This window comes from Oceanicoccus sp. KOV_DT_Chl (genome assembly GCF_900120175.1).
GTDB lineage: Bacteria > Pseudomonadota > Gammaproteobacteria > Pseudomonadales > Dasaniaceae > Oceanicoccus.
Genome location: NZ_FQLF01000004.1, coordinates 337,784 through 357,403 on the forward strand (window position 1 = coordinate 337,784; position 19,620 = coordinate 357,403).

Genomic DNA, 19,620 nt, shown 5'->3' on the forward strand with positions numbered 1-19,620 from the left:
TGTATTTACTATTGGCCAATGAATGATATACAGGCAGTCCACAACCCCCTCGCTGGCACCAGTATCGCTACAATATGCCGCGACAAATAATTGAAATATCCAGATATATGCAGACTGAAATAATGCAGTCACTTATTCAACAGTGCGGCCATAAGGGGTTAAGGCTAAGCTTTGAGCCCTTTATTAGTTTAGTGGATAAAAACGGGTGCCGACCAAGTGAACTCGCCACTTTATTAAATATCAGTAAGCAAGCCTGTAACCAGAGTATTAACGAGATAGAAATTAAAGGGTATCTATATCGTCAGCCAGACCCAGCAGATGGCCGCGGAAAAATTCTTAAGTTAACGCCACAAGGTATACGCCTAAAAAAAGATGGCATGGCGGCAGCCGCTGCATTGCAGCAGCAGTTTGCAAATCATCTTGGGCAACAGGCAATAAGTGAATTAACCCATATCCTGTTCATGCTGATGACAAGCCTGGGTATTGACCAACAACGCATTAGCGGACGTCAACACAATACCCCTGCTATTCTTGCAACGTTATTACCCGGCTTAAGTAACCATATTATGCAACGGCTGATGCAGCTGACCATAGAACAAGGGCATCCACAATTAAAATTATCACACGGCCAGGTGTTCACTTTAATTAGTAATGGTGGCCGCCGTATTCAAGATATTGCTGCCATCAACAATGTCAGTAAACAATCAATTAGTGCAATAGCAGCGGAGCTGGTTACATTAGGCTACATCCAACGCATCACACTCCCTCACGATGCAAGACAACAGCTATTAACACTGACAACCCAAGGCGAATTGCTGATAGAAGATTCAGTACAGTCAGTCAAAGAATTAGAGCAGGATTTTATTGATATTTTGGGTAACAAAAATTTTATAAAATTAAAGTCATTAGTCGCTAATTTACATAAGGCCCTGAACATAGAGCCGACGCGTTACAGTGATAACAGCGCACTATTAGCCTTAGCGGCAAAGCTTAGACATCAATTAAGCGCTGACGATTGTTTAAGACTGGCGCAGTTGCTTAGCCAACAAGACGCTGCCACAACACACGCTATTAAAGCTACCGCTCCACATTAAAAATAAAGGGTGAAAATACAACTATGAATTATGACTGGCTTGCAACCCTTTGTTTTGTTATACCGCTAATAGCAATCACAATGATTGGACGTACCCTGTTGTTTTCTATTCCCGCATTAGCAAACACGCGGCAATTGAATCATGCGGAAGATAAAAAGCGTAAAGCGCAGGAGAAATACCCCCCTATTATTAAAAGGAATAATCTTATCGGCCTTGTTAGCAACCTGATCTTTTTTATTGCTGTTACGCCTTTTTTTGTCACCCTGCAAACGCAGTCAGTAACAAAAATCTTAATCGATTCTGTTTTAATACTAATGATTTATGATTTTTTTTATTACCTAATGCACCGCTTTCTGTTTCACGGCCAAGGTTATTTTCGGCGGGTACACGCCTTACATCACCAGGCTCGTAGCCCCACCACCCATATCGATGCCTATTACGTACATCCAGTGGAAACGTTTATGGGGATAGCGTTATTTATGTTGACTATTGTAGGCTTGGGTCTCTTTCTAGGCCCGTATCACTCAGCAACGCTGGTGATTGTTTTTTTGATTTTCACTCAGCTCAATACAGTCAACCACACCCATGTTGATCTGCAGTATTTTCCATTTAAAACGCTCAGCTGGATTACAGCAAAACATTCGGTACATCACGAAAACATGCACAAAGGGAATTACGCAACTATCACATTGCTGTACGACAAATTATTCGGAACGTTTGAATAGCCGGACGGGTTGATACGAATGATCAAATAAAATAAAACAGAAAGGTTTTGGCAGGGGCAGCAATATGGCTATACCCCCGTCGCTTTAATTAGCGGTTACCACTGGCCTCGCCAGCTACACCTGCCATTTTTTCTTGCTGAATACGTTGATAGATCTCCTCGCGGTGAACCTCAACTTCTCTAGGAGCAGCAATCCCCAATCGAACCTGGTTACCCTGTACTTCAAGGACAGTGATTTTAACATCGTCTCCGATAATCACAGTTTCACCAATTCTTCTCGTTAGTATTAACACGGCACCCTCTTTACATAAATTTACAAAGCAGAAATTACTATTATTCTACAACGATAGTGGCAGGCTTTAAATATATAACAACTACCTAGAGGGGTAGTTTTTACAAAAAATGTTGGTTTCGTGCAAGCCTAGCCAGCTGATGACCCGAAACCTTAGGAAGATTAAATTTCTTTCTGATATTCTTTAAATGCACTTTGATGTTATCAACAGTACAACTTTTAAGTTCAGCAATCTGTTTTTGGCCAGCACTGGGGTTTTCAAAAAATAACCTTAATACCTCCGCTTCAGCTTTACTCAAAGACGGCGATTTAATATCAGCCGGGTTTTGCCCCGCGTCTTTACAAGACTCACAGTCATATAAAGAGTTAATTATGTCCCCCAACAATAAAGCACCTGCCCTAACCTCACGCCAATCGACTTTGTTGCTTGTATTCTCAGGCGTAGCAAAACTTAAATCGCTGATATAAATATCATTGGCAATTTGCAGAAAAATACCGCTATAGATACCGTGCTGTGCGGCTTCAGAATACACATTCATCGCCCGTTGCAAGTATTCCTTCTCGCCTAGATTGTCCACATTAATCGGTTTGGCCAGCGCTTTATCGATCAGTTCCGACCAATAGCCATGGTCAATATATTCAGGTGAATCCGAATCGCTGGTGAAGCGGATAACGGGATCAAACAGATAATGACGCTCAGCAATATAACGTGAGTCCCATGCCACCGGAAAATTACTCAAATAAAAGCCCGGTGAAATCATCGAGTTAATCGCCATGCCCTTCAAGCGAAAAGCAAACCGATAGTATCGAAACCCCAGTGAAGCTGCTGCACGCTCAATGGTCTGTTGTAAGCGATTGATACATTCCGGGTCATTCGCACCTCTGGTGCAGCCGCCAGGCGCAATATCCTCAACAATCAGATCTATAAACTGGCTCTTCACGCCCACTCCTACCCGCACAACACCAAACTACCCCAAAAGGTAGTTTTATTCTTCGCCAATAGCTTAACTTAAATGGGCTCAATTCTGAGCAATCATTTAAGGAGTTACTATGAAGCACTTACAAACCCGGCTCTACATCGCAACCCAAACCCCCGTTCACCTTAAACAACAATACGGCCAACTTCGCTATCAATGCTTTGACCCTGATGATCCCTATGTGAATATGAACCATCAACAGCAAATAGAGTTAGATCACTTCGATCAACAGCCATCAACCATTTATATCATGATAACTGAAACCACTGCCAAAGGTCAGGACTCCCTTATCAGTGCCGTTAGATTTTTACCCACAATCTACGATTATGAACTGGAAGCTAGTAGCTATCAGTACCTGACACATGGTACCAAGCTGCCAAAATCACCGACTATTTGGGAGAGCTCTCGCTGGGTCGGTAAAAGCAGCCGCACCCGGCTAGGACAACTCAGCACCGGCCTACTTAGCGTTGCAATGTATGAATTAGCGCAACAGAAAGCATTCAGTGCGATTATTGGCGTAATTACTAGTAAGGCAAAACGCTGGATGAATGCCAGGGAACTGAACACCAGGCAGACGTCCGAACTGTATCGTAGCGAGCGGGATAATACCGACTTAATGATTCAGACAACAACAATTGATATTTCAATGTATCAAATGGGCATGACAATGTTGCAATCAGCCATGGGCAACAAAGTTGAACTCATCAGAACGCTGGCAGTCCAGGATGACTACCTTGAAGAAGGCGTGGTATAGGCACTCGCCAGAGCAATGCTCAACGACTGACCATTGCTCTGCCCCCCCTAAAAATCCGCTGGCCAACTCTACAATTAGAAACCGACAAATTAATTAATAGATGTTAAGAAGACAGGCTCAGCTGCACCGTGCATCATTCATGATTGATATTGCGATAATACTTTAAAGGGAATACACATGAGCGAACAACCCATCAAGCCCTATAGCGCCAAACAAGAAAAATTCGGGACTTGGATTATTAATAAAATCGGCCGCTGGCAAACAACTATTTATGAACTTACAGGTGGCCGGGTATGGAACAAATTTCTGGGCTCGCCCGTCGCAATCCTTACTACCGTCGGCCGCAAAAGTGGTATTGAAAGAAAAATCCCGCTGCTATTTTTAATGCACGGCGAAGAAGTGGTCATGACAGCATCCAAAGGGGCATGTCAAAATTACCCCTGTGGTACTTCAACTTAAAAGCCAAGCCGGAAGCTCAAATTCAAATTGGCAGCGTTAAAAAAACCTACACCATGCGCGAAGCCAATGAGCAAGAAGAACAATTACTATGGCCGCAACTGGAAGATATGTATGCAGACTATAAAGAGTATCGCGCGCGCACCGAGGGCGTACGCAGAATACCGGTACTTATTTTTACCCCTTTAGGCACTTAGAGTAAGAAATCTGACGCGAGCAGCTGATGTCATGCTGTTTGCAATGAGTTAGCCTATGTGCATCACCCTCAGCCTAAAGCAACTTACGCCGCCACAGCTGTGGGGATTGCCAGGCTCACCCGGACAGCAGGCTGAAAACGACCAAAAACAATAACTTATTGCAGCTTTTTAACCCTGTCACGATGTCTTTTCTTGACACTTCGAATGCACCCATTAGAATAGGCGCTCTTTTCGGGAAGGCCACAGGCAATACGCCAAGCCAAACCAGAAAGACTTGTTATAGATTAAGCGGGAATAGCTCAGTTGGTAGAGCGGTACCTTGCCAAGGTACAGGTCGCCAGTTCGAACCTGGTTTCCCGCTCCAATAATTAACAAGCGCAGTAAAGGCACCGTTAAGTTGCCAGAGTAAGATCAAGGCGCGGTGGCAGAGTGGTCATGCAGCTGACTGCAACTCAGTGTACGCCGGTTCGATTCCGACCCGCGCCTCCATTTACTGACTGACCGCTCAGTAAATAACACGGCTACCGCCGTGTATAAACAACCCCTCGATGCCCGGGTGGTGAAATCGGTAGACACACAAGACTTAAAATCTTGCGCTTGCAAGAGCGTGCCGGTTCAAGTCCGGCCCCGGGCACCACTTAATTCTCACAGTTTAAATCCCCTCCTCCACACAACTTAGTACTGCGATACTAGGACTTGAATCGGTGAGGTTCACAAATTGCGCAGGCAATTTGGACGAGGAGCAAAGCGACGATGCCCCGCAGGGGTGAAAACAGCCCTTAGGTTGTTTTTATCAACTCCGGCCCCGGGCAAAACTTTCCAGATTAGTGCTCACTAACATAATGTTTTATGTAGACCCAATGTAGACAGGGCTGACATAAACAAACATCCTTCAGAATCCAAAAATCAACCCTGTACACCTTCAGCTAAACCCTCCAAAAGCTTGATATCACAAGCCCGTAACTGTTCGCGCCATTACCCAAAGCCGCCATCAGATATTCAATCAAGGCCCTACCCAACAGACAGCACCAGTTTTTGCCCTTTTTCACTCCAGATCAGTAGCCTACGGCCTTATATCACTGGATATGGTTAACTTAAGTGTTTGATTTAACAAGAATCTGATTTATGATCAAGGGAATGGATTTGGATAATAAGAATAGAAATAAGGCTCACTATCTAAGCACACACTCCCCTTCCATTTTAATAACACATTGATTTCTGATGGTTTTTCTCAGCGCTTTATTTTTTTGGTTCCGGGATAATGCGCCATTGAGATATAGCGACTGGGGCTTATGAATAAACTGTTATGAGTGCGGGTAGCCCAAGATGCTTCATTATTCGTAGCTTCCGCGCAGATATAAATCAACGAAAAACTAGAGATTCATAAAAATTATTATAATTTAAAAAAATCATTTAATATTACAAGGAGTACTACCCATGCTGAAACAAACCCTCGTATTAGCGACTCTGGCATTGTCTTTGTCAGCTAATGCTACTCTTATCACTATTGAACACAATATTACTAATCTTCCATATAGTGGTTACGTCCCAATTGATCTCGATGCTGACGGGAATACTGACATAAACCTCGCGTCAAACCGTTATGCAAATGTATTTAACTTAGATACAAGATTCAGCAGGTCATACTCACTAATTGGCGATGAAATTAACGCTGATACTGAATGGTGGTCAGGAAATTATTGGCCTAGCCCTAACGGTTATGTACAGGATGACCTTTTATATCTAGCTGTGCGTAATACAACCATTGGGGACTATTTTGGTTACATGACCTATGACTATTACTCAGCATCGAATACTGTCTCTCTTAGGTCTTTCACATATGATAATTCTGGATTACCTATAATTGTCGGCGCAAGTGCCGTTCCAGAACCATCTACAATTGCACTTCTTTGTGTAGGGCTCTTAGGCCTAGGATGGAGAAGAGGGAATAGCTTTACCAACAGCAACTCATAACAAAAAAGCGCAAGCGGGACAAAGTGCTGCGCACTTCGCCCCTTCGCTTGGCGTTGAGGCTGTAGAAAAACCCTAAAAAATTCATTTTCCTTCGAGATTCATAGCCTTTATTGTTTTAAAATAACCCCATCAGCCCCTTAGTGGATTTTATGATGGCGCGTTATAAAGATTACGACCTTAATCAAAGCAAATTTATTCCTATTGTTTTTTCTGAGCAGATAACACCTGGTACTTTCGAATACACGGTCAGTTTTTTAGTGGATGAACATCTCAATATGGAGGTGTTTGATGAGCGCTATAAAAACGATGAGGTTGGCCGGCCAGCCTATGACCCAGCATTGCTGCTGAAGGTTATTCTATCTGCTTACGCACGGGGGCTTACCTCCAGTCGCGATATTGAAGCGCTGTGCAATGAAAACGTTGTGTTCATGGCGTTGTCAGCTGACACACATCCTCATTTCACTACCATTGCAAAATTTATTGCGCAGATGAGTGATGTGATTCAACCACTTTTCACTGAAGTATTGATGGTCTGTGATGATCAGGGATTAATTGGCGGCAATTTGTTCGCCATCGACGGGTGTAAAATGCCCTCAAACGCTTCCTAAGAACATTCGGGCACGCATGCGGAGTTAAATAAAAAACATAAGAAGATTGATAGAGCCGTTAGGCGAATGCTCGCTAAGCATCGAGAAGAGGATGCCGTTAGCCAGAGCAATGACCATACACGCCGCGCTGCAGAAGAAAAAAATATTGAAGCACTACGAAAGGCGTCGCGTAAGATAAAAAAGCATTTAGAGACCACGGATGATCGCCGTGGTATCAACGGGAAAATTGTTAAGAGTAATATTACCGATAATGAAAGTGCCAAAATGCTGACTTCTCATGGGGTTTTGCAGGGGTATAATGGTGTTGCTGCTGCCGATGATAAGCATCAGGTAATTGTTGGCGCAGCGGCCTTTGGTCAGGGTCCAGAGAATAATTTACTTCAACCAATGATAGAAATCGTTGCAAGTAATTTGGGTGAAAGCTATACCCATAGCACTAAGGTGACTGCCGATTCCGGCTTCCATTGCAAAGACAGTGTTGAATATTGTTTTGATCAAAACGTTGATGCGTATTTAGCCGATGGTAATTTCAGAAAGCGAGACCCCCGTTTTATTGATAGAGACCGCTACCAGCCGAAAAACAGGAAAGCCAAATGGTTTAAGGCTGAAGACTTTGACTATGATCCGGTAACACAGCGCTGTCGCTGCCCAGCGGGTAATGCTATGTGGCCTAGTGGTAAGCGAATTATAGAAGGCAATGAGTACGCATCCTTTACCGGCTATCTAAATAAGTGCAGTGGTTGCCCGCTGCAAAAGCAATGCATGAGGCGACCGGCAACAGTCTGTGGGCGGCAAGTATCGATTAAGCTGGGGCGGCAGAAAAATAAAAGCGTCAGCAGTATCGATAGAATGAAAGCGAAAATCGATAGTGATGAAGGTCGACATATTTACTGCAAGCGACTGGGTACTATTGAGCCGGTATTTGGCAATATCAATACGACAAAACGGCTGAGTCGATTTAGTTTACGAGGTAAAGCCAAGGTTAATGCACAGTGGCTGATGTATTGTATGGTACACAATATTGAGAAGATCCAGCGTTACGGCAACAGGGTCTAAATACTGGCCATATAAGACTGAATCGGGCATGATTAGTCTATCAAAATAAAGGAAGGTTTGTTTTTAGTCCTTAAAAATAAGCGGTAGGGAAATATTCAGATTGTTAGTTAATATCCTCTTCTGCTGCTCTATTGGGATTAATCTACAGCCTCGTTAAGTGCGAATGAGTTTTTATTTATTTTATGACCTGAATATCAATATGCTTTTTAGGTATTATAAATTTGATAAATATTTGAACACGGCTATCATAAAGGCCGCTTTCAACCTGAATATCGAGAGCTAAGACGATAATAAAATACAAGGGAGATTTGTTATTATGAAAAATATTATCTGTACACTTGGAGCAGTAGCGCCGCTGCTGCTATCTAGCCCTGTCTTGCGGGCGGAAATTATCCCTGTAAACGTTGAAATAGGGGCAACCACAACTATGGCTGCAGTGGAAGACTTGTTCGGCACCGGTGCCGGCACCTATGACTCATTGACAGGGGCTATAGAGTTTTCAGGGAGCTGGGATAGCCTAACTACAACAGCAAGTGCTGAGTGGGTAATTAATGAATTGACCGGAACAATAAACTACTCATCATGTGAGCTCGCTATACTTCCAGGTATAGGTATAGACTGCGGAGCCCCTTTGGGGGAGCTGCCAATTGATGTCGTGCTGAATACGGTTGATAGTACTGGTAATGGAGACATTCATTATTGGGCTGCGGGTGGAAATAGCTACAAAATGTTCATGAGTGTAACTTCTGTCCCGTTGCCGGCTACAGCTTGGCTGTTTGGGTCCTCTGTACTTGCGTTGCTGGGGGTTAAGCGGGCACGCCTCTAGTTAAAGAAAAAATAATCCTAATAAAAAGCTAGTTCATTGATGGGGGCCATGCTTTACAAAGTGCAGAAAACACTTAATCGGGTAAAATTAAAGGGGTCGTAACGAATATTTTTTAATCAGCTTTAACTGGCCTACCCCGCAGCCCCCGCCCAACCTTTCGGCCTAATGCAGCTTCAATTTCTTCTTTAAACCGGTTATTCCCTGTAGGCAAGTTTTGCTTTACTGACTGGTGAATAAAGTGAACATCATATTCAGTAGTTGGTATAGAGAATAACTCTCTATAGCTTTGTAATCGCTCAAATTCCGTGAGACCAACGGACTGATAAATACTGTGCGGTATAACCAAGTCATCAACCTCACCCCAGGCATTACAGCGATAACTAGACCACGGGTACTCGTCCGGTGTATTCACCATTCCAGCTACAACAGGATTCAATTCAACATATCTGTAACACGCTAACAAATACTGTTCAGCATCCACCAAACTGCCCTTATGACGCCCTTCCCACAAAGTGCCACTACGCTGGTATGTTTTATTTATGTATTGGACGTATTGGCGGCCAGTGTGCTGAATAATGCGAGAAATACTATCTTTTTCAGTGGGCGTAATTATTAAATGGACATGATTTGTCATCAAGCAGTAGGCATGTAACTGCCCACCATATCGACGCAACCCTTCCCCTAAAATATGCTTGTAGTAAAAGTAATCGTCATCTGAAAAAAAACAGGCATTACGATTATTACCACGTTGAACGATATGGGCTGGTACGCCCGGTAGGTACATCCGAATTTTTCTAGGCATTGCGAAATCCTTTTCACAAAAAAGCACATTACACGAAGGCAAATAACTGATCAAATAATATTCGTTACGACCCCTTATTACGGCTCGTCGCCTTCCGACCCAGTACACTTTTAAATTTCTTCTTTGTACCGATTATTTCCCAAAAAGAAGATGTCTTGCCTTTTGCTTTAACAATGAGACTAACTCTAAAATAATAGCCAAAATTTTTCATGCTATATCCACCATTTTTAAAGCCGGTCCGCAAGGGCAAAGGGCAAGACACAGCCCTCTTCTCTTCTATCACCCAGTAAAAACCCCAGCCATTCTTGAACCTGCTGGTGGCTCAGGATTAAACTTACCCGCATCCGCAAAGGCTTGCAAAAAAGCAGGCCGCTTGGATATTAATGATAAATAAGCACTAAACGCCTTATCATTACACATACCGTACATTTTCGCCCACATCACATTGTGACCCATAATAATATCTGCTGCGGTAAAATGTTCGCCACAAATATAAGCATGCTTGTTCAGGCGTTTAATAAGCTGGGGCTCGACTTCAGTAGTAAATTTATGGCGATAACGCGCTGAACTGGGTTGATCTATTTCACTGGGTGGTAACACATGCTCATGAATACGAATTTGCCAGAGCATCATATCGATAGCGCTGGCAGCAAAGAATAGCATTTGCTGATAGTCGGCACGCTCTATAGAAAAACTGTTGGCTGCGGGTGCCAGATTTTTTTGCGGAAAAGCATCAGCAAGAAAACTGACGATGGCACCGCTTTCCAGCATCTGCTTCACCTCGCCGTTAGCAAAGATGATTTCAAGTGTCGGTACTGAGTGGTTCGGGTTTATTTGCATATAGTCTTGGTGATATTGCTCGCCATCGTAGAGAGAAACCACTTCAACCTCAAAGTTATCACCAATCGTTTCATGAAGCGCCCATTTTACCCGAGCGCTTCGAGTGGCCGGATAGTGGTAAAGTTTTAGATGTTTAAAATCCATAGTTATATACCTTGCTAATAGTGTTTATATACAATCGGTTAATCGAGATGTAGGTTTTCTGCCATAAAACGCATAAAAGTGGTAACCCGCTCGCTATTGCGTAGGTCGCGATGGGTGAGCATCCAGAGTGGATATGTAGCGATAATTTCTCCATCGAACAGCTCGACCAGACTTTTATGTTGTGCGGCTTCATGACTGGACATAAAACCAACACCTATACCACTGAGGATGGCGCTAACGACATCTGGCATGTGCGGAGTACGGAATACAATTCGTGGATTAAGTATGTTGTCTTTAACCCAATTAGACGCAGGAACGCTTTTGGGTCTCTGCCATTGTATCCAGTCATAGTCTTTGCTGGTGTGATTTTTGGGCAACTGCTTTAGGTAGTGTTTACTGGCATAGGCTTTTGCTTTAACTGTGCCGATTAAGCGGCCAACCAGCAGCTCTGGTGGTTGTTCGGAAAACCGCAAAACAATATCCACTTCTTGCTGAGCCAAGTTATGCGCCGCCATGGTACTTTGGATTTCCAACGTTATATCGGGATGCTGGCGTTTAAACTCGGCATACAAAGGATAGATATTCAATATGCCTATCTCTGGTTGTGAGATACGTAGCTTACCCTGTGTGACATCATGATGGCCTTCGGCCTGTGATAATAGCTGGTCAATATTTATTTCTATCGATTGTCCGTTTTCGTAGAGCTGCTCACCTGCCGCTGTTAGCTCGTAACCACGCTGGAGCTTTTTAAACAGCTTGCTGCCAAGTATGGTTTCAAATTGTTCAATACGCCTGAGTACCGTGGAGTGACTAACGTTAAGTTCACGCGCAGCCCGGATACGGTGCCTTGACGTGCTACGGCCAGAAAATAGCGAAGGTTTTCCCAGTCTCTCACCGACGGTCTCCTTGTTAAGGTGAAATTATCGAACCATTTAGTTAATAAGATCAATGTTTATAAACAGACAATAGTTGTTGAGTTATGTGCAATTTACGACAGAGCTATTGAGCCATAGAATAACGCCACATTCAATGAAGAAGGACTTTGATATGAAAAACATAATGATTGCTTGCACACTGTTTATGACCAGCGTCTTGAGTACTGCGGTGACTGCCAGTGAGACTGGTCAAACACTTGATCAAACAATGCAACCCAACCTGGTTATTTATCGTGATACGGATCGTTCAGCGATAAGTTACCGGGTCATGGTTGACGGTAAGCGTGTAGGAAAGCTGAGTAAGCGCGCGGTGATCGGACTCAAACTTGAAGAGGGAGAGCATGTTATTTCTGCGACTGATTCCAAGCGTACCAAGCTAAAGGTGGTGGTTGCTGCCGGTGCAGTGACCTATGTCAGTGGTGATATTGATAAGAAACATCGCCTATCATTACAAAAAGTCGAGCCTAGTACTGATGCGGTTGCTGCTCTGGCTCCCGAAATGATAATGGCGCAAATAAACTAAAGAAAAATCCACTTAACCGGAGACAGATTACACTGTATATGCTGCAGGCACACCATTAAGCAATACAGTAACTGCCAACTGTGGTCTGTCCTTGGTTTTCCATATCAATAGCATTCCCGAGAATACCGCCGCCCGTTCAACAAGGCACCTATTGCCGTACTCCGAACAGCATAGTGGTAGCTCAAAAGACAAGCCCCAAAAGTGCCACTAACAACCACTAAAAATTTAATTTCAGCTGCCACTACCCAATCATGCATTAATAGCGCTATCGCAATCATCGGCACAGAATGAAAAATAAATATCCAATAAGCACTATCAGAAAAGTAACGCACCCATGGATGGTGGCGAGTAAAATATCGACAGAAAAGCCCTACTAAGCCAAACATAAAAAACACCATCGAGAAGCCATTACCTAATGACAACACTAGGTGCCAACTTGAATAGTTTGCATCACCCATTTCACCTTGCTTTAGGAAGGCCAATAAGCCTATTAACAAACACATTATGGCCATGGCTAACAACCACCATGAGCGTTTTACCAGCACAGCGATATCGCCTTGTCGCTGAAACAAAAACCAGCCCATTAAAAAACATAAACCAAAGTAGGCATAGACAGTCGCAAGAGGTATAAAACCCAATGCACCACTGATACGACCAGAATAACTACTGCTACCGATCACAGCCAACCATAAGGCTACAACACAAATGGTCAGGGGCGAATACACCGGCAGTCGCCCCAACCAACCTGCTTTCAAAGCTGCAGTAAATACTCTTATATAGGGACTTAAATACAACAATAGCGCCGCAGTGACGACATACATCATCAAATAATACAAAAACCATAGGTTATGTGTGTTATTCCAAAGCGCACTTTGTGGTTCGACCAGTGCAGGATCGAAACCCCACTCGCCCTTCACCATTATATGTACCGCCATAATTCGCAACGTGGACATTGAGATAGCCAGTAACGGTAGAAAAATAACAAATGGCAATAACAATCGCTTACGTCGATTCAGCAACATGCCGGACAAACCGCTACGTGATACCAGCAATGCAGTAAAGAACCCTGACAGTAAAAAGAAAGTGGGCATTCTAAAAGTGTTAATAAAGATCAGTAGCGCATCCATACTAATTGAGCGTGATAGGTCCCAATAATAATCAACAAACGGCATTGTGGTATAGAGCTGGGCAGTGTGCAGCAGCACGCCCAGACTCATCATTAGCGCGCGCAAAAAATCCAATCCATGCAAACGCTGGCTATTGTTCATTATTGATGGTCTCTAAAAATAGTATTTAACAAGAAAGAGTTCTGGAACCTAGCATAGGTGCTATAACGTGTTGGAGCTTGCTGATTATGAAAATCCGTCAGTTATTTTTGAAAAATTACTAGATAAAACGATAGTTAACAAACAGCGTAGCTCTGATTCCTGCTATCAATTAACCGGTTTGATTAAAATTAACCGGGGACACACACTTTCACAGGCATACTTTTCAGCAATATAGTCACTGAAAACTGTGGTCTGTCCCCGGTTTTCTGTGGTTTTGCCTGCATAAAAAAAGCTCGTCATTTAAACGAGCTTTTTTCAATAACTAGCGAACAGCTAAACTAAGGCAAGGTCGCATCGTTAGGGCAGCTTTCTGTTCCTATCATGGTGTAATCATCCAACAGATTGGTTTGGAAAATATTAGCAAGGGCGCTTTCCAATGCTGCGAGTTCTGCACTATCCATGGACGATAGAGACTGGCGAGTAAGAATTAGCGTGCCATAATCATGGCATATGTCGTCCGTACCAACAGAACAAACATGCATAACCATTACATTCGGAGTGACATAATAAGGGTTATACCGCTCTCTATAGCCAGCCCAATTTTCATAAACAAGCTCCAGATACCCTTCAGGAGAGCGTGTAAATAGACCGTCATTGATTGCAATTCTTGTTTCGCCTTCAAACGTAATAGGATGAGAACCTTCAACATCGATTTCAGTTGCATTCAATGCGGTGAAATTGAATTGCTGACAATCATCATAGAGTACATAGTCATAGCCTTTGATTGCCGATACCCACCAAATCCCATCAATATTACCGACTGTAGCGTGCTCTGCTTCAGGCAGCTGACACAGTGGTAGATCAGGGAACTCTACAAAGGCACAACCGTTGCCAAGAGCACAAGAGGACAGCGAATCAATGACCGGAGACTGATAAAAAGCACCGCACTCTGTTGGACAAAGCATGCTGTCCTCTCCACAGTTCTCCATACAGGATAACCATCCACTACATTCGGGATCGCCAAGACAACCGAGAACATCAGTCTGACAGTAGGCAAACACACACTGCTGCAAATCGCCTGGTGGGGTACCGGTTACAAATAGCTCCACATTATCATTAACACCATCTTTATCAGTATCCGCATTACCGTGGCTAGTCCCGTACAGTTTTTCTGACTCGTCACATATCGTGTCACCATCTGAGTCTATTTCATCATCACGACAAAGATGCATTTCAGGCACTGTGGCAATAATGTATTTTTTACCATTTTCGTTATTGGTATAGCTTTCATATTGGGGCGCATGATGAAGCAAGATGTCCTGATAACCACTTTTTGAAATAGCGAATTTTATCGTTTTATCAGGGTTTTCTTGCGGCACATACAGCGCCATCGCATCTTCAGGCGCAGCCACCTCTGCATACGGGTCATATACGTAATGCCCATTACTATTGGTGGTAGCCTTATAGCCTGTATATACGTCACTACCTACTACCACTTGGGCCTGATTTGCCGCACAACCTGCACCAGAGCATTCAGATATAGCAACTACATCCACATCCTGGATTACATTGCCGGCAGAATCTGTGATCTTACCGACAACACAACCCTGGATAGAGATGACAAAGAACAACATGGTTAAAATTGACCCAATGGGTCGACGCCTTCTATTATTTTTCATAAGAGCCTCGTTTTTATAGTTTTTGATTGCAGTGGTTTATGTCTAGCCACCACCGGTGACTATTTGTGTGTCAATGACACGCGAGGACACAATTGCTGTAATGGCAATATATGGAAGCCTTTAGCCAGCAAGGGCTAGAGGCTTTTTCAGCATGAGGCAGTAATCTTCGCAGCTGTATTTATTGTGTTATTTATTTTTATAGGCAGACTATCCACTAATAAAAAGAATCAGTCAATACTGTTTTTTAAAATATTTCATATTTATTAAAATAAATCTGCATACGTAGCACTGATCATTGGAATTCACTGCAAATACGAATAACAGAAGCATGGCGACTAACAAAACCGGATATATAAACGGAATAAATAAAAATTATCTAATTCCAAAAATGAATTAAATGAAAATTATATAAAAATGGAATTCCCTGTTTTAATCATTTAAATCCACTGTGGGTATACGATACTGAAAGCTTGGAAAGAAGAATTTTCAAGGAATAGCGATTATCCTGGCGGTTGAAAAACCAAGCTTGGCAGGGTAGCTAAACACAATCTTTGTAAGCTTGCTTGCAAAGCAGGCTGCAGATGGTTTAATACTTTTGATAATGCAGAGGCATTCACAAAATATGAGTACAGGTTAGGATATTACCTGAGCACCATTTGTTGAACGTTAGAGAAATTTATTCAGAATTGATTAAATCAGAATAATCTGTTGTTCAAACTTTACTAATTGAGTGGCAAAAAAGCCTATAAAGAGAACGAATCAAGAATAATGATGCTTACTGATTAAAACTTGCTTTTTACCTATATGTAGAAGTTGAGTTCCAAACTAGCTACGCCCGATTCTTTTGATTATCCAGTACCGCCTATCCAGCAAGAAAAAACAGGCAATATCGTCACAACTCTAGCTTAGACTAAACCCCAAGACTATACCTAAGCCGCAAGACTATACCTAAGCCGCAAGACTTGCTGCCCTGTCGGCTGATGGAGTTTCTCTTCCATAAATTTAAAACCATACCGCGCATAAAATTTTCGACCAATCACATTTTCTTTAAACACTTCCACTTCAAGATCACCGTGCAGCGATTGCGCTTTATCCATTAGCGCTTTACCTATGCCTTTACCATGACATTCAGGCTGTAGAAAGATCGCACCCACTTCATTTCCCATCAGTGCGATAAAGCCTTTAACCTCGTCATCGATAACAGCCACCCAGGTGTCTGTATTGGGAAGGTAAATGTCAGCGACATTTTTGCGCTCCTGCGCGATGAAATCATCAGTCATAAATTGATGAGCCATGCGGGTTGATACTTCCCAGGAATCCAGTACTGGCTGCAGGTCTGCAGCCTTGTATTGTCGTATTATCATTATTGACCTTGAGTGTTATATTCTGTCGATTAACTTTGACCATAATCTACCATTACGTTCTCTTCATATTGATGCACGAGACACGAGACACAGCATTTTGATAGACTGCTAAACCAAACTTCCCTGCACAGGCCTCTAATAATGAAAACAATTACGCTGCTCATCATTTGTCTATTCTTGCTACCCGCCTGTCACAACAACAGTAACAGTAAAAATGATCGCTATGAAGCTGAAATTGTCTGGACGGAATATGGTATCCCCCATATCACCGCAAAAGACTGGGGTGGATTAGGTTATGGCTATGGCTATGCCTTCTCGCAGGAAAATTACTGTGTATTGATGCAAGAGATCGTCCGTGCCAACGGTAATTCAGCGCGCTACCTTGAGGACGGTGACCTTGATAAAGACTATGTGTGGAAGTTTATCAATAATGATGAGCGGATTAATGCTGTTCTCATTGCCAGCTTTTCAGATCAGCTCAACCAATTACTTAATGGTTACGTTGCCGGTGTAAACCGTTACTTTAAGGAAACCGGCGTCGACAACCTTGCCGAAGGTGAGGAAGGCTGCCGTGGGGCAAGTTACGCCAGAACCATTAACCAAGCGGATGTTGTGAAGTTCCTGCATAAACTGATGCTGAGAGCCAGTACCGACCCCTTGGCCGATTACATCGTTGCCGCGACACCACCTGCGTCAGTGGTTACAACTGATGCAGCCAAAGCAACTACCCTACTCGCCCAAATCGACCCCAAAACGCTAGCCACCAAGCTAGGGATGCCCTCTCCCGAACAACTTGGCAGTAATGCCTATGCCATCGGTGCGGATGCCAGCGCTACCGGCGCTGGCATTTTATTCGGCAACCCTCACTTCCCGTGGCAAGGTTCCAACCGTTTTTATATGAGCCATATGACCATACCCGGCGAATATGATGTCTCTGGTGGATCCCTGTTTGGTGTACCAGCTATTTTAATCGGTTTTAATCGTGACTTGGCCTGGAGTCATACCGTTTCAACCGGGCAACGGTTTACTTTTTATGAGCTTACCCTGAACCCGGGCAACCCACTGCAATATGACTATGATGGTGAATGGCTGGATCTGGAAGCAGTAACGGTTTCCGCTGACAGCCTTAGCAGCACGGGTGACGTGGTAAGTTCAGAGCACACCTTTTACCTTAGCCGTTTTGGTCCGGTATTAGACCTCGGCGGTGTCAGCAGCGTACTGGCGGGCTGGCCAAATTTTGCTGGTACCGTAATGGCATACCGCGATGCTAATCTGGAAAATTTTCGGGGTTTTGACCAATGGATTGGCATGGGCCAAGCGACCAACCTGGAAGAATTTACCAATGAACTTAAAGCAATAGGTATCCCTTGGGTCAACACGATTGCCGCAGACCGTTATGGCGATGCACTTTACGCCGACATTTCTGCTGTACCGCATGTTACCCAACAAAAACTGAATAGCTGTGTCACCGGCACCATTGCTCAACTGTTAACTCAGGGCGGCTTCACTACGCTGGACGGTTCAACCTCTGACTGTGAATGGGGCAATGATGCGGGTGCACCAGAGGGTGTGTTTGGCTTTGATAGCCTCCCCCAAATTGCAAACCCGGGAGTACGGCGCCAACGCTAACGACAGCTATTGGCTACCCAACCCCAGAAACTTAACCACCGGTTTTTCACCGATTATCGGCAAGGAAGAAATTGAGCAATCGCTGCGGACACGGCTGACCTTTACCCAAGCCGAACAGCGGCTCGCTGCTACCGATGGACTTGGCACTAGCCCTACGTTCACTGCCGAGCAAGTAAAACAAATCTCTTATAGTGCACGAAACTATGCTGCCGAACTGGTGCTAGAAGACCTGATAACACTCTGTAGTGCCGTTAGTGATTGGTCAACTTACAGCGCTAATCCCAGCTCCGTAGCAGAAGCATGTAGCTTGTTGGCGAGTTGGGATGGTCGTCATACGATTGAAAGTACCGGCGGCCATATCTTTACCGAGTTTTGGCGCATTGCCCGTGAACTGGATGACTTATGGCAAATACCGTTCAACCCGGCTGACCCTGTTAATACGCCCAACTCGTTAAATACCGCGGACTCAACGGTGGCCGAAGATTTACGTCAGGCGCTAGCCGATGGCGTTGCCGTGCTGACTAACGCCGGAATTGCACTTGACCAACCCTGGGGTGACGTTCAGTTCGATGAAAAAAACGGGGAGCGGATTCCTATTCATGGCGGCTCTGGCGGCATGCTATTCAGTGTTATCACTTCAAGCCTGGTAGACGGTGAAGGTTATTCTAATATTCGCCACGGCAATAGCTATATGCAGACGGTCACCTGGGATGAAACCGATTGTCCCGATGCCAGCGCTATTTTAACCTACTCACAATCTACTGACCCCGCCTCTGATCACTTTGCCGACGCCACCAAACTCTATAGCCAATCTGGCTGGATCGATATGGCGTTTTGTACAGCGGATGTTGAAGCAAAAGAATTACGTAGGGAAACTATCACCAATTTCACAACCGGACGACCTTAGGCTGATAAACTTTCTCATCATTAAACTTTTTAGTGATGAGAAATACTAACTATCGACACGAGTATTATCACAAAATAACTATATGCAGGTTTGCTAATTAATTTCTACACAGCCGCAATTTATTATAACTAAACGCACTCCTGACTAAGCCAAATTTCGGCCGCATCAGTTGTAGCAAACATACCCATGGACCACGTAGCACCACCGGCTTCCTCCATAGTCATCTGATACATTGAAGACAAGCCGTATAAATCCTCACTTGTTGATACCATGGCACAACGTAGATTTGGATTACTTCGGGCCGCACCAACACCAAAAGCAGCAACACGTTCAATATCAGGTATAGACACGTCAATCTTTTCTACGTCCTCCATATTAAAAGTCATAAACTTTAACTCATCGAAGCGAGCATCAGCATGTATCAATTGATTAGCGCGCAGCAATTCGCTACCGGAAACACTGCCGGAGCAAATACAACGAACAAACTGATGGCCCCACTCTAAAATAAACATCACGATATTCCTCGTTATTATAATTAACTCCACGACAACTATAATTACTAGACCAAAGT

Annotated in this window: 19 protein-coding genes, 3 tRNA genes and 1 pseudogene; 14 read left to right on the forward strand and 9 right to left on the reverse strand. The window is 43.7% G+C overall.

Features of this window, described 5'->3' with window-relative positions; translation table 11 throughout:
* Window positions 1-122 precede the first annotated feature (122 nt).
* Window positions 123-1,094 (forward strand): MarR family winged helix-turn-helix transcriptional regulator, encoded by a 972-nt coding sequence (locus tag UNITIG_RS16995; protein ID WP_159931191.1) that lies wholly within the window; start codon window positions 123-125, stop codon window positions 1,092-1,094.
* A gap of 80 nt (window positions 1,095-1,174) precedes the next feature.
* Window positions 1,175-1,819, forward strand: coding sequence for a sterol desaturase family protein (locus tag UNITIG_RS17000; RefSeq protein ID WP_159931192.1), 645 nt, complete (start codon window positions 1,175-1,177; stop codon window positions 1,817-1,819).
* 88 nt (window positions 1,820-1,907) lie between these two features.
* Here the strand turns inward: UNITIG_RS17000 and csrA are convergent, their stop codons facing one another.
* Both csrA and UNITIG_RS17010 read right to left on the reverse strand, forming a co-directional pair.
* Window positions 1,908-2,111, reverse strand: a complete 204-nt coding sequence (gene csrA, locus UNITIG_RS17005; protein WP_101759565.1) for a carbon storage regulator CsrA — start codon at window positions 2,109-2,111, stop codon at window positions 1,908-1,910.
* Between the two features lie 100 nt (window positions 2,112-2,211).
* Complete coding sequence (locus UNITIG_RS17010) at window positions 2,212-3,051, reverse strand: autoinducer binding domain-containing protein (protein ID WP_159931193.1); 840 nt, start codon at window positions 3,049-3,051, stop codon at window positions 2,212-2,214.
* Window positions 3,052-3,160: 109 nt separating this feature from the next.
* Between UNITIG_RS17010 and UNITIG_RS17015 the strand changes: the two genes are divergently transcribed.
* From UNITIG_RS17015 to UNITIG_RS17055, 9 genes and pseudogenes are all read left to right on the forward strand, one after another.
* The gene (locus UNITIG_RS17015) at window positions 3,161-3,841 is read left to right on the forward strand and encodes an acyl-homoserine-lactone synthase (RefSeq protein WP_101759567.1); all 681 of its coding nucleotides are present in this window, start codon (window positions 3,161-3,163) and stop codon (window positions 3,839-3,841) included.
* A 177-nt stretch (window positions 3,842-4,018) separates the two neighbouring features.
* Window positions 4,019-4,494 (forward strand): annotated as a pseudogene (locus UNITIG_RS24535) (nitroreductase family deazaflavin-dependent oxidoreductase).
* A gap of 288 nt (window positions 4,495-4,782) precedes the next feature.
* Window positions 4,783-4,858, forward strand: a tRNA-Gly gene (locus UNITIG_RS17030).
* A 51-nt stretch (window positions 4,859-4,909) separates the two neighbouring features.
* Window positions 4,910-4,983, forward strand: a tRNA-Cys gene (locus UNITIG_RS17035).
* Between the two features lie 61 nt (window positions 4,984-5,044).
* A tRNA-Leu gene (locus tag UNITIG_RS17040) sits at window positions 5,045-5,131 on the forward strand.
* Between the two features lie 800 nt (window positions 5,132-5,931).
* The gene (locus UNITIG_RS23695; RefSeq protein WP_200821348.1) at window positions 5,932-6,468 is read left to right on the forward strand and encodes a PEP-CTERM sorting domain-containing protein; all 537 of its coding nucleotides are present in this window, start codon (window positions 5,932-5,934) and stop codon (window positions 6,466-6,468) included.
* A gap of 152 nt (window positions 6,469-6,620) precedes the next feature.
* Window positions 6,621-7,076: a transposase gene (locus UNITIG_RS23700; RefSeq protein WP_200821349.1), complete on the forward strand. Its 456-nt coding sequence runs from the start codon at window positions 6,621-6,623 to the stop codon at window positions 7,074-7,076.
* Window positions 7,077-7,142: 66 nt separating this feature from the next.
* Window positions 7,143-8,132: a transposase gene (locus tag UNITIG_RS17050; protein ID WP_200821350.1), complete on the forward strand. Its 990-nt coding sequence runs from the start codon at window positions 7,143-7,145 to the stop codon at window positions 8,130-8,132.
* 316 nt (window positions 8,133-8,448) lie between these two features.
* Window positions 8,449-8,958, forward strand: coding sequence for a hypothetical protein (locus UNITIG_RS17055; protein ID WP_101759570.1), 510 nt, complete (start codon window positions 8,449-8,451; stop codon window positions 8,956-8,958).
* Window positions 8,959-9,070: 112 nt separating this feature from the next.
* On the opposite strand, the gene UNITIG_RS17060 is transcribed toward UNITIG_RS17055, so the two are convergent.
* From UNITIG_RS17060 to UNITIG_RS17075, 3 genes are all read right to left on the reverse strand, one after another.
* Window positions 9,071-9,760, reverse strand: coding sequence for a transposase (locus UNITIG_RS17060; RefSeq protein WP_101759571.1), 690 nt, complete (start codon window positions 9,758-9,760; stop codon window positions 9,071-9,073).
* A gap of 279 nt (window positions 9,761-10,039) precedes the next feature.
* Entirely contained in the window at window positions 10,040-10,744 is a 705-nt protein-coding gene (locus tag UNITIG_RS17070) for a glutathione S-transferase family protein (protein ID WP_101759573.1), read from the reverse strand.
* 38 nt (window positions 10,745-10,782) lie between these two features.
* Window positions 10,783-11,631 (reverse strand): LysR family transcriptional regulator, encoded by an 849-nt coding sequence (locus UNITIG_RS17075; protein WP_369809217.1) that lies wholly within the window; start codon window positions 11,629-11,631, stop codon window positions 10,783-10,785.
* A 160-nt stretch (window positions 11,632-11,791) separates the two neighbouring features.
* Here UNITIG_RS17075 and UNITIG_RS17080 point away from each other — a divergent pair, with 160 nt between their 5' ends.
* A complete protein-coding gene (locus UNITIG_RS17080; RefSeq protein ID WP_101759575.1) occupies window positions 11,792-12,202 on the forward strand; it encodes a hypothetical protein in 411 nt (136 codons plus the stop codon).
* A 104-nt stretch (window positions 12,203-12,306) separates the two neighbouring features.
* On the opposite strand, the gene UNITIG_RS17085 is transcribed toward UNITIG_RS17080, so the two are convergent.
* The 3 genes from UNITIG_RS17085 to UNITIG_RS17095 all read right to left on the reverse strand — a co-directional run bounded on the left by UNITIG_RS17085 (window position 12,307) and on the right by UNITIG_RS17095 (window position 16,513).
* Window positions 12,307-13,470, reverse strand: coding sequence for an acyltransferase family protein (locus UNITIG_RS17085; protein ID WP_101759576.1), 1,164 nt, complete (start codon window positions 13,468-13,470; stop codon window positions 12,307-12,309).
* 338 nt (window positions 13,471-13,808) lie between these two features.
* Window positions 13,809-15,149 carry a hypothetical protein gene (locus UNITIG_RS17090; protein ID WP_145999208.1) on the reverse strand — a complete coding sequence of 447 codons (1,341 nt, stop codon included), beginning with the start codon at window positions 15,147-15,149 and terminating at the stop codon, window positions 13,809-13,811.
* Between the two features lie 929 nt (window positions 15,150-16,078).
* Window positions 16,079-16,513 (reverse strand): GNAT family N-acetyltransferase, encoded by a 435-nt coding sequence (locus UNITIG_RS17095; protein WP_101759578.1) that lies wholly within the window; start codon window positions 16,511-16,513, stop codon window positions 16,079-16,081.
* Between the two features lie 141 nt (window positions 16,514-16,654).
* On the opposite strand from UNITIG_RS17095, the gene UNITIG_RS17100 reads away from it, so the two are divergent.
* On the forward strand, window positions 16,655-18,142 hold the full coding sequence (locus UNITIG_RS17100; RefSeq protein ID WP_101759579.1) for a penicillin acylase family protein: 1,488 nt from the start codon (window positions 16,655-16,657) through the stop codon (window positions 18,140-18,142).
* Window positions 18,093-19,049 (forward strand): penicillin acylase family protein, encoded by a 957-nt coding sequence (locus UNITIG_RS17105; protein ID WP_159931195.1) that lies wholly within the window; start codon window positions 18,093-18,095, stop codon window positions 19,047-19,049. The genes UNITIG_RS17100 and UNITIG_RS17105 overlap by 50 nt, the downstream gene beginning before the upstream one ends.
* A 128-nt stretch (window positions 19,050-19,177) precedes the next feature.
* Here the strand turns inward: UNITIG_RS17105 and UNITIG_RS17110 are convergent, their stop codons facing one another.
* A complete protein-coding gene (locus UNITIG_RS17110) occupies window positions 19,178-19,561 on the reverse strand; it encodes a hypothetical protein (RefSeq protein ID WP_101759581.1) in 384 nt (127 codons plus the stop codon).
* Window positions 19,562-19,620: the final 59 nt, after the last annotated feature.

Bases quoted from the DNA above. Each gene is read 5' to 3' on its own strand.
- UNITIG_RS16995 (WP_159931191.1), top strand. From the start codon at position 123: ATGCAGTCACTTATTCAACAGTGCGGCCATAAGGGGTTAAGGCTAAGC.
- UNITIG_RS17000 (WP_159931192.1), top strand. From the start codon at position 1,175: ATGATTGGACGTACCCTGTTGTTTTCTATTCCCGCATTAGCAAACACG.
- UNITIG_RS17015 (WP_101759567.1), top strand. From the start codon at position 3,161: ATGAAGCACTTACAAACCCGGCTCTACATCGCAACCCAAACCCCCGTT.
- UNITIG_RS23695 (WP_200821348.1), top strand. From the start codon at position 5,932: ATGCTGAAACAAACCCTCGTATTAGCGACTCTGGCATTGTCTTTGTCA.
- UNITIG_RS23700 (WP_200821349.1), top strand. From the start codon at position 6,621: ATGGCGCGTTATAAAGATTACGACCTTAATCAAAGCAAATTTATTCCT.
- UNITIG_RS17050 (WP_200821350.1), top strand. From the start codon at position 7,143: ATGCTCGCTAAGCATCGAGAAGAGGATGCCGTTAGCCAGAGCAATGAC.
- UNITIG_RS17055 (WP_101759570.1), top strand. From the start codon at position 8,449: ATGAAAAATATTATCTGTACACTTGGAGCAGTAGCGCCGCTGCTGCTA.
- UNITIG_RS17060 (WP_101759571.1), bottom strand. From the start codon at position 9,760: ATGCCTAGAAAAATTCGGATGTACCTACCGGGCGTACCAGCCCATATC.
- UNITIG_RS17070 (WP_101759573.1), bottom strand. From the start codon at position 10,744: ATGGATTTTAAACATCTAAAACTTTACCACTATCCGGCCACTCGAAGC.
- UNITIG_RS17080 (WP_101759575.1), top strand. From the start codon at position 11,792: ATGAAAAACATAATGATTGCTTGCACACTGTTTATGACCAGCGTCTTG.
- UNITIG_RS17085 (WP_101759576.1), bottom strand. From the start codon at position 13,470: ATGAACAATAGCCAGCGTTTGCATGGATTGGATTTTTTGCGCGCGCTA.
- UNITIG_RS17090 (WP_145999208.1), bottom strand. From the start codon at position 15,149: ATGAAAAATAATAGAAGGCGTCGACCCATTGGGTCAATTTTAACCATG.
- UNITIG_RS17095 (WP_101759578.1), bottom strand. From the start codon at position 16,513: ATGATAATACGACAATACAAGGCTGCAGACCTGCAGCCAGTACTGGAT.
- UNITIG_RS17100 (WP_101759579.1), top strand. From the start codon at position 16,655: ATGAAAACAATTACGCTGCTCATCATTTGTCTATTCTTGCTACCCGCC.
- UNITIG_RS17110 (WP_101759581.1), bottom strand. From the start codon at position 19,561: ATGTTTATTTTAGAGTGGGGCCATCAGTTTGTTCGTTGTATTTGCTCC.